At 71.1% G+C, this 12,914-nt stretch carries 10 protein-coding genes; 8 read left to right on the top strand and 2 right to left on the bottom strand.

Annotation, left to right across the window (positions count from 1 at the left end):
* Window position 1: 1 nt before the first annotated feature.
* Genes deoC through ACFWJ8_RS11665 form a run of 3 tightly spaced genes read left to right on the top strand, consistent with a single transcriptional unit; the run spans window position 2 to window position 3,376 of the window.
* Window positions 2-1,009 carry a deoxyribose-phosphate aldolase gene (deoC, locus tag ACFWJ8_RS11675; protein ID WP_378811520.1) on the top strand — a complete coding sequence of 336 codons (1,008 nt, stop codon included), beginning with the start codon at window positions 2-4 and terminating at the stop codon, window positions 1,007-1,009.
* A 16-nt stretch (window positions 1,010-1,025) separates the two neighbouring features.
* The gene (locus tag ACFWJ8_RS11670) at window positions 1,026-2,516 is read left to right on the top strand and encodes an aldehyde dehydrogenase family protein (protein ID WP_378811518.1); all 1,491 of its coding nucleotides are present in this window, start codon (window positions 1,026-1,028) and stop codon (window positions 2,514-2,516) included.
* Window positions 2,513-3,376, top strand: a complete 864-nt coding sequence (locus tag ACFWJ8_RS11665) for an aldehyde dehydrogenase family protein (protein ID WP_378811517.1) — start codon at window positions 2,513-2,515, stop codon at window positions 3,374-3,376. Before ACFWJ8_RS11670 ends, ACFWJ8_RS11665 begins: the two co-directional genes overlap by 4 nt.
* 60 nt (window positions 3,377-3,436) lie before the next feature.
* On the opposite strand, the gene ACFWJ8_RS11660 is transcribed toward ACFWJ8_RS11665, so the two are convergent.
* Entirely contained in the window at window positions 3,437-4,153 is a 717-nt protein-coding gene (locus ACFWJ8_RS11660; protein ID WP_378811515.1) for an NRDE family protein, read from the bottom strand.
* Between the two features lie 65 nt (window positions 4,154-4,218).
* Between ACFWJ8_RS11660 and coaBC the strand changes: the two genes are divergently transcribed.
* The 5 genes from coaBC (at window position 4,219) to ACFWJ8_RS11635 (ending at window position 10,715) form a co-directional block, all read left to right on the top strand.
* On the top strand, window positions 4,219-5,457 hold the full coding sequence (gene coaBC, locus ACFWJ8_RS11655) for a bifunctional phosphopantothenoylcysteine decarboxylase/phosphopantothenate--cysteine ligase CoaBC (RefSeq protein WP_378811514.1): 1,239 nt from the start codon (window positions 4,219-4,221) through the stop codon (window positions 5,455-5,457).
* Between the two features lie 79 nt (window positions 5,458-5,536).
* Window positions 5,537-6,433: a glycerophosphodiester phosphodiesterase family protein gene (locus ACFWJ8_RS11650; RefSeq protein ID WP_378811513.1), complete on the top strand. Its 897-nt coding sequence runs from the start codon at window positions 5,537-5,539 to the stop codon at window positions 6,431-6,433.
* A 102-nt stretch (window positions 6,434-6,535) separates the two neighbouring features.
* Window positions 6,536-7,183 carry a hypothetical protein gene (locus ACFWJ8_RS11645; protein ID WP_378811512.1) on the top strand — a complete coding sequence of 216 codons (648 nt, stop codon included), beginning with the start codon at window positions 6,536-6,538 and terminating at the stop codon, window positions 7,181-7,183.
* Between the two features lie 237 nt (window positions 7,184-7,420).
* Window positions 7,421-9,574 carry a DEAD/DEAH box helicase gene (locus ACFWJ8_RS11640; RefSeq protein WP_378811510.1) on the top strand — a complete coding sequence of 718 codons (2,154 nt, stop codon included), beginning with the start codon at window positions 7,421-7,423 and terminating at the stop codon, window positions 9,572-9,574.
* A 112-nt stretch (window positions 9,575-9,686) separates the two neighbouring features.
* Window positions 9,687-10,715, top strand: a complete 1,029-nt coding sequence (locus ACFWJ8_RS11635) for an ATP-dependent 6-phosphofructokinase (protein ID WP_378811508.1) — start codon at window positions 9,687-9,689, stop codon at window positions 10,713-10,715.
* Between the two features lie 69 nt (window positions 10,716-10,784).
* Here the strand turns inward: ACFWJ8_RS11635 and ACFWJ8_RS11630 are convergent, their stop codons facing one another.
* Complete coding sequence (locus tag ACFWJ8_RS11630; protein ID WP_378811715.1) at window positions 10,785-12,881, bottom strand: S9 family peptidase; 2,097 nt, start codon at window positions 12,879-12,881, stop codon at window positions 10,785-10,787.
* Window positions 12,882-12,914: the final 33 nt, after the last annotated feature.

The following is a 12,914-nucleotide window of genomic DNA, read 5'->3' as shown; positions in this document are numbered from 1 at the left end:
CATGTCAGGCACCTCCATCGTGACGCTGCCCGAGCGGGCCCTAGAGCTCCTCGGCGGCGAACCCGACGACACGACGCTGCGCCGCTATCTGCACGGCCTCCCCGGCGTCGACGCCGTCGGCCTCGAACAGCGCGCCGCCGGGCTCGGCACGCGCTCGATCAAGACCACCTCCAAGGCATGGGCGCTCGACAAGATCATCCAGCTGATCGACCTGACGACGCTCGAGGGCGCCGACACCCCCGGAAAGGTGCGATCGCTCGTCGCGAAGGCGCTGAACCCGGATGCCTCCGACCAGACCACGCCGCGGGTCGCCGCCGTGTGCGTCTACGGCGACATGGTGCCGTACGCGGTCGAGGCTCTCGGCTCCGCGCACGGCGACCCGGACGACGGCGGCGTGAGCGTGGCGGCGGTCGCGACGGCGTTCCCGAGCGGTCGCGCGTCGCTCGACATCAAGCTCGCCGACACCGCGGAGGCCGTCGCGCACGGCGCCGACGAGATCGACATGGTGATCGATCGCGGGGCGTTCCTCGCGGGTCGCTACGGCCAGGTGTTCGACCAGATCGCGCGCGTGAAGCAGGCGTGCCGCCGCGAGGACGGCACGTTCGCGTCGCTCAAGGTGATCCTCGAGACCGGCGAGCTCAACACCTACGACAACATCAAGCGCGCGTCGTGGCTCGCGATCCTCGCCGGCGGGGACTTCATCAAGACCTCGACGGGCAAGGTGTCGCCGGCAGCGACGCTGCCCGTGACGCTCCTGATGCTGGAGGTCGTGCGCGACTGGCATCGGGCCACGGGAGACAAGATCGGCGTCAAGCCGGCGGGCGGCATCCGCACCTCCAAGGACGCGATCAAGTACCTCGTCACCGTCGCCGAGACCGTGGGGGAGGAATGGCTGCAGCCGCACCTGTTCCGCTACGGCGCGTCGAGCCTGCTCAATGACGTGCTGCTGCAGCGCCAGAAGCTGAAGACCGGACATTACTCCGGCGCCGACTACGTGACGATCGACTGACCCAGGGACGACGAACATGAGCTTCCTCGAATACGCACCCGCCCCCGAGTCGCGGGCGATCCTCAGCCTCAAGCCCGAGTACGGGCTCTTCATCGACGGCGAGTTCCGCGCGGGCTCCGGTGACCCGTTCGTGACCATCTCGCCGGCGGACGAGTCGCACATCGCGACGATCGCGACGGCCGCCGAGGCCGACGTCGACGCGGCGGTCGCCGCCGCGCGTCGCGCGTACGACCGGACGTGGTCGAAGATGAGCGGCCGTGATCGGGGCAAGTACCTGTTCCGCATCGCGCGCCTCGTGCAGGAGCGGGCCCGCGAGCTCGCCGTGGCCGAGAGCCTCGACAACGGCAAGCCGATCAAGGAGAGCCGCGACGTCGACGTGCCGCTCGTGGCCGCGTGGTTCTTCTACTACGCAGGCTGGGCGGACAAGCTCGACTACGCCGGTCTCGGCGCCGATCCGCGTGCGCTGGGGGTCGCCGGCCAGGTGATCCCGTGGAACTTCCCGCTGCTGATGCTGGCGTGGAAGATCGCGCCGGCGCTCGCCGCGGGCAACACGGTCGTGCTCAAGCCGGCCGAGACGACGCCGCTCTCGGCGCTCATCTTCGCCGAGATCCTGCAGCAGGCCGACCTGCCGCCCGGCGTCGTCAACATCGTCACGGGCGCCGGTGCGACCGGCGCGGCCCTGGTGCGGCATCCCGATGTCGACAAGGTGGCCTTCACCGGCTCGACCGCCGTCGGCCGCGAGATCGCCAAGGCCGTCGCCGGCACCGACAAGAAGCTGACACTCGAGCTCGGCGGCAAGGCCGCGAACATCGTGTTCGAGGACGCGCCGATCGATCAGGCCATCGAGGGCATCGTCAACGGCATCTTCTTCAACCAGGGGCACGTGTGCTGCGCGGGCAGCCGCCTGCTCGTCCAGGAGTCGATCCACGACGAGGTCGTCGACCGCCTGAAGGACCGCCTGTCGACGCTGCGCCTGGGCGACCCGCTCGACAAGAACACCGACATCGGCGCCATCAACTCGCGCGAGCAGCTCGACCGCATCCGCGAGCTGAGCAGGATCGGCGAGGAGGAGGGCGCCGAGCGCTGGAGCGCCCCGTGCGTCATCCCTGACAACGGGTTCTGGTTCGCGCCCACGATCTTCACGAACGTGCAGGCGTCCCACCGCATCGCGCGCGACGAGATCTTCGGCCCGGTGCTGTCGGTGCTCACGTTCCGGACGCCGGCCGAGGCGATCGAGAAGGCCAACAACACCCCGTACGGCCTGTCTGCGGGCGTGTGGTCCGACAAGGGCTCGCGCATCCTCGCCGTCGCCGACCGGCTGCGTGCGGGCGTCGTGTGGGCGAACACGTTCAACCGGTTCGACCCGTCGTCGCCGTTCGGCGGGTACAAGGAGTCCGGCTACGGTCGCGAGGGCGGCCGACACGGCCTGGCCGCGTATCTCAAGAGCGCTTCGGCGGCGCCGCGTGCCGTCGAAGCCCGCGCCGCGAAGAAGGAGGTGGCCAAGTGAGCAAGCGCCTCACCGTGCCCAAGACGTACAAGCTCTACATCGGCGGCGCCTTCCCGCGCAGCGAGTCCGGCCGCACCTACGAGGTCGTCTCGCCGAAGGGCGAGTTCCTCGCGAACGCCGCCCTCGCGTCGCGCAAGGACGCGAGGGATGTCGTCGCCGCCGCCCGCGGTGCCGTCAAGGGCTGGTCGGGGGCCACGGCCTACAACCGCGGTCAGGTGCTCTACCGGGTCGCCGAGATCCTCGAGGGCCGCCGCGCGCAGTTCGTCGACGAGATCGTGCAGCAGACGGGTGTGTCGGCGGCCGTCGCCGGGGCCGAGGTCGACGAGGCGATCGACCGCTGGGTCTGGTACGCCGGCTGGTGCGACAAGTTCGGCCAGGTCGCCGGCAACGGCAACCCGGTCGCGGGCCCGTACTTCAACATCTCGGTGCCTGAGCCGACCGGCGTCGTGGGCGTGATCGCTCCGCAGGACACCGCGCTCGTCGGACTCGTCTCGGCGATCGCGCCCGCGTTGGTGACCGGCAACTCGGTCGTCGTCGTGGCCTCGCAGCGGTACCCGCTGTCGGCGATCAGCCTCGCCGAGGTGCTCGCGACCAGCGACGTGCCAGGGGGAGTCGTCAACGTGCTCACCGGCTCGCCGGCCGAGATCGCGCCGTGGCTCGCGTCGCACCCCGAGGTGCACGCGCTCGACCTCGTCGGTGCGGGCGAACTCGACTGGATCGACCTGCAGATCGCCGCCGCCGAGACCCTCACGCGCGTGCTCCCGCCGGAGAACGGAGTGGATGCCGCCGCTCCGAGCCTCGCGCGCATCTCCGCGTTCACGGAGACGAAGACGGTCTGGCACACCAAGAGCCTGATCTGACCGTTGGACGGCGAAGGCCCCGGCTCCGGGAGGAGGCGGGGCCTTCGGCGATCGTGGCGGTCAATCCAGTTCCAGCCCGCCCCACTGGCCGGGCTCGGCCAGCTCGCCATAGTGCACGTCGACGTCGTGCGCCGAGACGGAGGCCACGCACGCGAGGAGCGACAGGGTCGGGTAGCCGTAAGGGCGGTTGTCGCGGATGATCGCGTCGTCGTCGGTCGGCGCGAGCTCAGCCGAGCGGGCCAGCACCCCGACCCACGGCATCCACCAATCGCCGTCGCCCGCCGGCGGCGTCGCCTGGAACTCGCCCAGCCACCGGGCGATACGCGGCGTCGCGGGGTCGTCGACGTCGTCATGGGCGATCATGTGCGTGCCGGGGGCGAGGTCGACGGTGCGCAGCTCGTCGCCGTCCCACATGAGCACCCGGGCACGGCCGCCGTCGACCTCGACGAGGTTGAAACCGTGCGTGCGCGGCTCGCCCTCGGGGGAGCGGCCGGCGACGGCGTCGAGCACGAGCCCGCCGCGCGAGACAAACTCGGACTCGGGGCGCGTGTCGATGTCGGCGCGGTTGAGCAGCACGGCCAGGCGGCCGGCAGCGGGGTCGGCGGCGAGCCACGCCCCGCCGGCGCGCACGTCGCGCACCCCCACGACGCCGTCGTGCGCCTCAGGCCACCAGCGGCCGAGCGGGTTCCACGGGCGGGCGGGATCCTCGTCGCGCACGGCCAGCACGCGCGTCGGCTCGTCGGCCGATTCCGGGACACGGATCACGACGGTGCACATGCGGGGCTCCTGGGGTGTTTCGGGGCGAGCGGACCCGGTGTCGCGCTTCGTGCCAAGATCGGAGGGTGTTCGTCGTGGTCGGGGTCACGGGCGGGATAGCCGCCTACAAGACGGTGCAGCTCGTGCGCCTGCTGGTGAAGGCGGGGCACGACGTCCACGTCGTCCCGACGGACGACGCGCTGCGGTTCGTAGGGCTTCCGACGTGGGAGGCGATCAGCCGCAACCCCGTGACGACCTCCGTCCACGAGGACGTCGCACGCGTGCGTCACGTCTCGCTCGGCCAGTCGGCCGACCTCGTGATCGTGGCGCCCGCGACGGCGAACACGCTGGCGAAGATGACCGCGGGAATCGCGGAGGATCTCCTCGGAACGACCCTACTCGCCACCACGGCCCCGGTCGTCGTCGCGCCGGCGATGCACACCGAGATGTGGCGCCACCCCGCGACCGTCCACAACATGGCGGTCCTGCGCGAGCGCGGCGTCATCGTGGTCGGCCCCGAGGACGGGGAGCTCACGGGCGGCGACAGCGGACCCGGGCGCATGTCGGAGCCCGAGGTCGTGCTCGACGCGGCGCTCGCTGCTGTCGCCGCAGCGGCACCAGCCGACCTCGCGGGACTGCGGGTCGTCGTCAGCGCGGGTGGCACCCGCGAACCGATCGACCCCGTGCGCTTCATCGGCAACCGTTCCAGCGGGCGGCAGGGGATCGCCGTGGCGCTCGCCGCGGCGGACCGCGGCGCCGACGTCGTGCTCGTCGCGGCCCACGTCGAGGAGGGGGTGCTGGCCGAGGCATCCGCTCGCCCGTCCGTGCGGATCGTGAGCGCCGGCACGGCGGCCGAGCTCGGCACCGTGATGGCGTCCGAGGCGACGACGGCCGACGTGGTCGTGATGGCCGCCGCCGTCGCGGACTACCGTGTCGCAGAGGTGTCCTCGCTCAAGCGCTCGAAGGACGCCGCGCCCGAGGGCGGGATCACGCTCGATCTCGTCGAGAACGCGGACATCCTCGCGGGCCTCGTGCGCCGTCGGCGCGAGGGCCAGACGATCGTCGGGTTCGCCGCCGAGACGCCCGGCGAGGGCGAGACGCTGCTCGACCGCGGTCGGCGCAAGGCGGCACGCAAGGGCACCGATCTGCTCGCCGTGAACGAGGTCGGGTGGGCGCGCGGCTTCGAGTCGGCCGACAACGCCGTGACCGTCATCGATGCGGCGGGCGAGGTCGTCGCGGCGCGCCGGGGGAGCAAGCGGGACGTCGCGGAGGCGCTGTGGGACGCGGTCCTGGCGGTGCGCCGATCCCGCGCGAATCTAAAGTAACGAAAGTGTAACGGCGCATGTAGAGTGGTCCGCACCACGTCGACGAGGACGTGGTGCACGACCCCGGAGGACATGCCCGATGCCCGAATCCGCGGCATCCGATCGCGCCCGCGACCGGATCCACGCCCTGTCCGTCATGTGCGTGCTCGCCATCGCGAGCATCGTCATCGCGTTCCTCGGTGCGACGCCCGCACGCGTCAGTTCGAGCGAGCTCCTCGGCGCCGCACGGACTCCCGGAGACGCCGCCTTCATCGCCAGCCACCGCGGGGGAGCCGCCAGTGCCCCCGAGAACACACTGCCGGCCATCACCGCGGCGCTCGCGAGCGGCTTCGACTACGTCGAGGTCGATGTCGCGCTCACCGCCGACCGCGTGCCGGTGCTGATGCATGACGCGACCGTCGACCGCACCACGGACGGCCACGGCCGCCTCGCCGCGCTGACGCTCGCCGAGGTGCGGCAGCTCGACGCCGGTTCGTGGTTCGACGCCTCTTACACGGGCACGCCGGTGCCGACGCTGACCGAGTTCCTCGACACGCTCGCCGGGGCGCAGGGCCGCGCCATCGTGGAGCTGAAGGGACGGTGGGATGCCGGGGCCGTCGACGCCGCGATCGCCGAGGTGGCCGCGCGCAGCCTGGAGAGTCGCATCGTCCTGGCGAGCTTCGACGCCCGCACGCTCGCCCTGGCCGCGAGCGGATCGTCCGTCATCTCGCGGCTGCTCATCCTGAAGCAGCTGCCCGCCGACGTCGTGAGCGCGGTCGCCGAAGCGGGCGCGCGCGGCGTCGTCGTCAGCCGAAAGGCCGTGCTCGCCAGACCCGGCATCGTCGACGAGCTGCACGTTGCCGGCGCCCGCGTGGTGGTCTACACGCTCAACCGCGACTCGCAGTGGGATGCCGTCACCGCGCTCGGCGTCGACGGCATCGTCACCGACGACCCGCACACCCTGTCGGAGTGGCAGAGCGCATACGCGGGTCCGTGAGCCACCGCCGCCGCCACGCCGGCCCGGCCGCACGGCGTGGCCCGCGGCATCCGTCGGTCGTCGTCGTTAGTCTCGGACCGTGACCGGTGGAGCGGAGGCCTGATGACCGGACGGATCGGGATGCCGAGGCTCGTGGTGGGTGCGGCGGCGCTGCTGCTGATCGCCGCGGTCACGACCGGGTGCCGGCCGGAGGGAGGCACCCCCACGCAGACGCCGTCGAGCTCGCCGTCGATCACGGTCAAGGACCCGACGCCGGGTCCCTCTGTCACGCCGTTCGAGACCGATGAGCCGCAGGCCGGCTTCGAGATGCCGACGACGTGCGAGACCATCTACTCCGCAGCGATGCTCGCGAGCCTCGAGTCGGCCAATCCGCCCCTCAACGACCCCGGCGTCACGATGCTGTCGACCGAGAACGCCGACCTGCTGGAGGTCATCCACAGCGGAGCGCCCACGCTGCGCTGCTCGTGGGGCAAGCCCAGCGAGTACGGCCTGGCCACCAACGTCACCGCGATCGAACCGCAGCAGTCCGCGACCCTCGTGTCGGCGCTGGGCGCTGCCGGGTTCGGCTGCGAGCCGATGGGCGACGGCACCGTCTGCCGGATCGAGCAGAAGGGCGTGACGCTCGACGACAACGAGTACACGCGCGGCGAGACGCACTACATCGCCGACGACGCCGTCATCACGACCGCGTGGATCAACTTCGCGCCCGAAGGCTACACCGAAGACATCGTGGCGACGCTCTGGGGCTGAATCCTCGGGATGCCGCGGCCTGTCCTCACCTGGGTGAGGCGTTTTCCCCTAGAATGGACGGCGGGGAAGGCCTGAGGCGACGTCGCAGCTCGCAGAAGCGAGTGCCCGCGACCGCCCGAGCCGAACTCTGATCCCGCGTTCGCGACGGCGTTCGCGCCGCCCGCGGGAGCACGCAGCACCATCGGTGTCATCCGATCATCGCCGGTCGAGTTTCCGGCACTCACGCTCAGGAGGAGCATGCCGACCACGGCACCCGCCCAGACGGCGCAGCGTCGCCGCAAGTCCTCGTCCGCGCGCCGCGACGACGAGGCCCCGATCATCCCGATCCTCGCCCGCAAGGTGCGCGAGGTCGAGGCGAAGGCCCAGCGCGGCAAGCTCGGGCCGACCAACCGCGTCAAGTTCCAGGTCATCGCGTTCCTGGTGCGCGAGGAGCGCGCCCGCGTCAAGGGCGACACCTCGCTCACCGACGCAGCCCGCGCCGAGCTGCTCAAGCGCCTCGACGGCGTCGCCACGATCCTGGCGAAGACCGCCGCCCGTGACACGTCGCTCATCCAGCTGCTCGAGGTCGACCAGGCCACGTCGCCGGTCGCGCGCCGCATGCGCCGTGACTGGCTGCTCGAGTCCGGCGCCGAGCTCCCGCCCGACGAGCTCATCATCACCGACGTCGCCCCGGTCGTCGCGACCGTGGTGCCCGCCGCCCTCGCCGAGCGTCAGGTGGTGCCGTCGCAGGTCGAGGCGCGCCGCGAGGCGAACCCGTTCCTCGCGCCGGACCTGACGATGCGCGCGCCCAAGCAGACGCCGCGCCGGCGACTGGACAGCTGGGAGCTCATGGGCCCGCTGTACAAGGCGTTCGAGACCGGCGCCGGCGGCGGCAGCGCCACGATGGAGCTTCCGCCCGTGCCCGAGTTCGACCGGCTGTCGCCGCGCGGACTCGAGGTCATGCCGCACCAGTCGCGCTTCCTCGAAGCCGTGCGCGCCGGGCACCGCACATTCCTCCTCGCCGACGAGCCGGGCCTCGGCAAGACGGCCGAGTCGGTGCTGGCGGCATCCGTCGCGGACGCCTACCCGCTGCTGGCGGTCGTCCCGAACGTCGTCAAGATGAACTGGGCGCGCGAGGTCGAGCGGTGGACACCGCAGCGCCGCGCCACCGTCATCCACGGCGACGGCGAGGCGATCGACGCATTCGCCGACGTGTTCATCGTCAACTACGAGATCCTCGACCGCCACCTGTCGTGGCTGAGCTCGATCGGTCTCAAGGGGCTCGTCGTCGACGAGGCGCACTTCATCAAGAACCTCACGTCGCAGCGGTCGCAGAACGTGCTGGCGCTCGCGAACCGCATCCGCGAGCAGGTGCCGAATCCGCTGCTGCTCGCCCTCACCGGCACGCCGCTGATCAACGACGTCGAGGACTTCGACGCGATCTGGCGGTTCCTCGGCTGGACCAACGGCGAGAAGCCGGGCCCGGAGCTGATGGACAAGCTCGACGAGACGGGGCTCACGCCCGCCGACAAGTCGTTCTACCCCGAGGCGCGCGACGCGGTCATCTCGATGGGCATCGTCCGTCGCCGCAAGAAGGACGTCGCCACCGACCTGCCCGACAAGCTCATCGCCGATCTGCCGGTCGAGCTGGACGACGAGTTCGGCCGCTCGATCCGCCAGGCCGAGCGCGAGCTCGGCGAGCGTCTGGCCGCGAAGTACCGTCGCATCATCGAGGCGCGCGGCGACCGTGGTCTCGCGCCCGGTGAGATCGACGACGACATCGTGCGTCTGGTGGCCCACAACGAGCTCGAAGAGTCCAAGGCCGCCGGCACGGGCTCCGAGAACGTGTTCACGATGGTCCGCAAGATCGGCCAGGCCAAGGCGGTGCTCGCCGCCGACTACGCCGTGCAGCTGCAGCGCTCGGTCGGCAAGGTCGTCTTCTTCGCGAAGCACATCGACGTCATGGACGCCGCAGAGGCGCACTTCGCCGCGGCGGGCCTGAAGACGGTGTCGCTGCGCGGCGACCAGGCGGCCACCGCCCGCCAGCAGGCGATCGACGCGTTCAACAACGACCCCGAGGTCGGGATCGCGGTCTGCTCGCTGACGGCCGCCGGCGTGGGCGTCAACATGCAGGCGTCCTCGAACGTCGTGCTCGCCGAGCTGTCGTGGACGGCCGCCGAGCAGACGCAGGCGATCGACCGCGTGCACCGCATCGGCCAGGACGAGCCCGTCACGGCGTGGCGCATCATCGCGGCGCACACGATCGACACCAAGATCGCGGAGCTCATCGACTCGAAGCAGGGTCTCGCGGCCCGCGCGCTCGACGGCGAGGCGGTCGATCCGCAGTCGAGCGACTCGGTGCAGCTGTCGGCGCTCATGCACCTGCTGCGTCAGGCGCTCGGCGCCGCCTGAGCCCTGTCGGACGGATGCCGCGACCTGCCGTGTGGCAGGTCGCGGCATCCGGCACTAATGTCGGGTGAGGCAGCGTCGCCGTCCCTCTTCACCGACAGCGAGGAACACAGCAATGAAGATCGGCATCCTGACGAGTGGCGGCGATTGTCCCGGACTCAACGCGGTCATCCGCGGCGTCGTGCTCAAGGGCACGACGACCTATGACCTCGAGTTCGTGGGAATCCGGGACGGATGGCGCGGCGTCGTCGACGGCGACTTCTTCCCGTTGACCCGTCACGAGGTGAAGGGCCTGTCGAAGGTCGGCGGCACGATCCTCGGCACGAGCCGCACGAACCCGTACGAGGGTCCCCGGGGCGGCGCCGAGAACATCGCGAAGACGATGTACGGCCACCGTCTCGACGGCATCATCGCGATCGGCGGCGAAGGCACCCTCGCGGCCGCCAACCGGCTCGCCAACGACGGCATCAACGTGCTCGGCGTGCCGAAGACGATCGACAACGACCTGCGCGCCACGGACTACTCGTTCGGCTTCGACACCGCCGTCAACATCGCCACAGACGCGATGGACCGCCTGCGCACGACCGGCGACTCGCACCAGCGCTGCATGGTCGCCGAGGTGATGGGCCGTCACGTCGGCTGGATCGCCCTGCACGCCGGCATGGCCGCCGGCGCCCACGCGATCTGCATCCCCGAGGTGCCGATGTCGATCGACGAGGTCGCCGACCTCGTCACCAAGGCCCACGACCGCGGCCGCGCGCCGCTGGTCGTCGTGTCGGAGGGCTTCACCCTCACCGGCATGGACGAGGCCTACAGCGACAAGGGCCTCGACGCCTTCAACCGCCCGCGTCTGGGCGGCATCGGCGAGGTCCTCGCGCCCGAGATCGAGCGCCTCACGGGCATCGAGACCCGCTCGACGGTCCTCGGTCACATCCAGCGCGGCGGTTCGCCGTCGGGCTTCGACCGCGTGCTCGCGACCCGCCTGGGCCTCCACGCCGCGGACGCCGTCGTGGACGGCGCGTGGGGCCAGATGGTCGCCATGCGCGGCACCGACATCGTCCGCGTCCCGTTCGCCGAAGCGCTCGGCGAGCTCAACACGGTGCCCCTGTACCGCTATGAAGAGGCCGCCGCGCTCTTCGGCTGATCAGACAGCGAGAGAGTGGATGCCTCGGGCCGAGGCATCCACTCTCTCGCTGTTTCTGCGGGCCGCAGGTCAGGCGTCGGCGACGCCGAGGACGTCCAGCAGCCAGGCGAGCTCGAACGCGCGCTCGCGCCACGCGTTGTAGCGACCGGAGACGCCGCCGTGACCGGCGACCATCTCGCACTTGAGGAGCGCGTCGGCGCCCACCTCACGCAGGCGCGCGACCCACTTGGCGGGCTCGACGTACAGCACGCGGGTGTCGTTGAGCGAGGTCACGGCGAGGATCCTCGGGTACTCGACGCCTTCGCGCACGTTCTCGTACGGCGAGTACGTCTTCATGTACGCGTACACCTCGGGGTCGTGCAGCGGGTCGCCCCACTCGTCCCACTCGATGACCGTGAGGGGGAGCGAGGGGTCGAGGATGGTGGTGAGCGCGTCCACGAAGGGCACGTCGGCGAGGACGCCGGCGAACAGCTCCGGCGCGATGTTCGCGACCGCGCCCATCAGCAGGCCGCCGGCCGAGCCGCCCTCGGCGACCAGCTGCGAGGCCGTCGTGTAGCCGTGGTCGATGAGATGCAGCGCGCTGTCGACGAAGTCGGTGAACGTGTTGCGCTTGGCCAGCAGCTTGCCGTCCTCGTACCACTGCCGGCCCATCTCGCCGCCGCCGCGCACGTGTGCGACGGCGAACACGACGCCGCGGTCCAGCTCCGACAGGCGCGGGACCGAGAAGCCGGGCTCGATCGAGTGCTCGTACGAGCCGTAGCCGTACAGGTGGACGGGGCGCGGAGCCACACCCGCGTCGCCGAAGGACCGCTTGTAGACGAGCGAGATCGGGATCTGCGTGCCGTCCTGGGCGGTCGCCCACACGCGCTCCTGCGCGTACTCCGACGGCTCGTAGCCGCCGAGCACGGGCTGGCGCTTGCGCAGGTGCAGCTCGCGAGTCGCGACGTCGAGGTCGTACACGGTGCCGGGGGTCACGAACGAGCCGTACCCGAGACGCAGCAGCGGCGGCGCCCACTCCGGGTTGCCGCCGGTGCCGACCGAGTACAGCGGCTCGTCGAACTCGATCTCGTCGACGGCGCCGTCGGCGTACGACAGCATGCCCAGGCGCGCGAGGCCGCCGCGGCGGTAGCCGACGACGCCCCAGTCGCGGAACGTCGAGACGCCCAGGAGGCGCTCGCCCGGACGATGGGGGATGACCACCTCACGGGGACCGGACGGGTCGGATGCCGCCACCCGCACCAGCTCGAAGTCCAGCGCTCCGTCGTTGTGGAGGATGAAGAGCACGTCCTCGCCGTCGATGACGGCGTGCTCGGAGTCGTACTCGACCCCTTCGGTGCGCGGCCACACCACACGCGGCTCGCCGCGCAGGTCGTCGGCATCCAGCAGCCATTCCTCGCTCGTGATCGACGAACCGAGGCCGATGACGAGGAACCGGTCGCTGCGGGTGAAGCCGGCGCCGACCCAGTACTTCTCGTCGGGCTCGTGGAAGAGCTTGGCGTCGTCCTCGACGGGCGTGCCCAGCTCGTGCAGCCAGACGGTGTCGGGGCGCCACGCGTCGTCGACGGTCGTGTAGACGATGAAGCGGCCGTCGGGCGAGAAGGTCGCGCCGGCGAACGTGCCGGGGATGACGTCGGGGAGGTCCGCTCCGGTCTCGAGGTCGCGGACGCGGACGGTGTAGCGCTCGTCGCCGGCGACGTCGACGCCGTAGAGCATGAGCCGTGCGTCGTTCGACACCTCGAAGCTGCCCAGCGAGAAGAACTCGCTGCCCTCGGCCTCGACGTTGCTGTCGAGCAGGATCTGCTCGCCCGGCACCTCCGTGTCGGCGGTCAGGGACGGGGGCGTCCAGTCGTCGGGCGAGGCCAGCGGAGCGCGGCACTGGATGCCGTACTGCTTGCCCTCGACCGTGCGGCCGTAGTACCACCAGTCGCCGCGACGGGTCGGCACGGACAGGTCGGTTTCGAGCGTGCGCCCCTTGATCTCGTCGAAGATGCGCTGGCGGAGACCGTCGAGGTGGGCGGTGCGCTGCTGCGTGTACGCGTTCTCCGCCTCGAGATGGGAGACGACCTGCGCGTCCTCCTTCGCGCGGAACCATTCGTAGCGGTCTTCGACGTCGTCGCCGTGGTGCGAGCGGACGGTCGCGCGGATCGCGGCGACGGGAGGATGGATGCCGTCGTCAGGCGTGGACGGGGCGGAAGCGGA

This window comes from Microbacterium sp. NPDC058389 (genome assembly GCF_042722305.1).
GTDB lineage: Bacteria > Actinomycetota > Actinomycetes > Actinomycetales > Microbacteriaceae > Microbacterium.
This window is presented reverse-complemented; position numbering and strand designations above follow the sequence as displayed.

What these genes read in the sequence shown, in the direction of transcription:
- deoC (WP_378811520.1), top strand. Translation starts at nt 2, where the DNA reads ATGTCAGGCACCTCCATCGTGACGCTGCCCGAGCGGGCCCTAGAGCTC.
- ACFWJ8_RS11670 (WP_378811518.1), top strand. Translation starts at nt 1,026, where the DNA reads ATGAGCTTCCTCGAATACGCACCCGCCCCCGAGTCGCGGGCGATCCTC.
- ACFWJ8_RS11660 (WP_378811515.1), bottom strand. Translation starts at nt 4,153, where the DNA reads ATGTGCACCGTCGTGATCCGTGTCCCGGAATCGGCCGACGAGCCGACG.
- ACFWJ8_RS11650 (WP_378811513.1), top strand. Translation starts at nt 5,537, where the DNA reads ATGCCCGAATCCGCGGCATCCGATCGCGCCCGCGACCGGATCCACGCC.
- ACFWJ8_RS11645 (WP_378811512.1), top strand. Translation starts at nt 6,536, where the DNA reads ATGACCGGACGGATCGGGATGCCGAGGCTCGTGGTGGGTGCGGCGGCG.
- ACFWJ8_RS11640 (WP_378811510.1), top strand. Translation starts at nt 7,421, where the DNA reads ATGCCGACCACGGCACCCGCCCAGACGGCGCAGCGTCGCCGCAAGTCC.
- ACFWJ8_RS11635 (WP_378811508.1), top strand. Translation starts at nt 9,687, where the DNA reads ATGAAGATCGGCATCCTGACGAGTGGCGGCGATTGTCCCGGACTCAAC.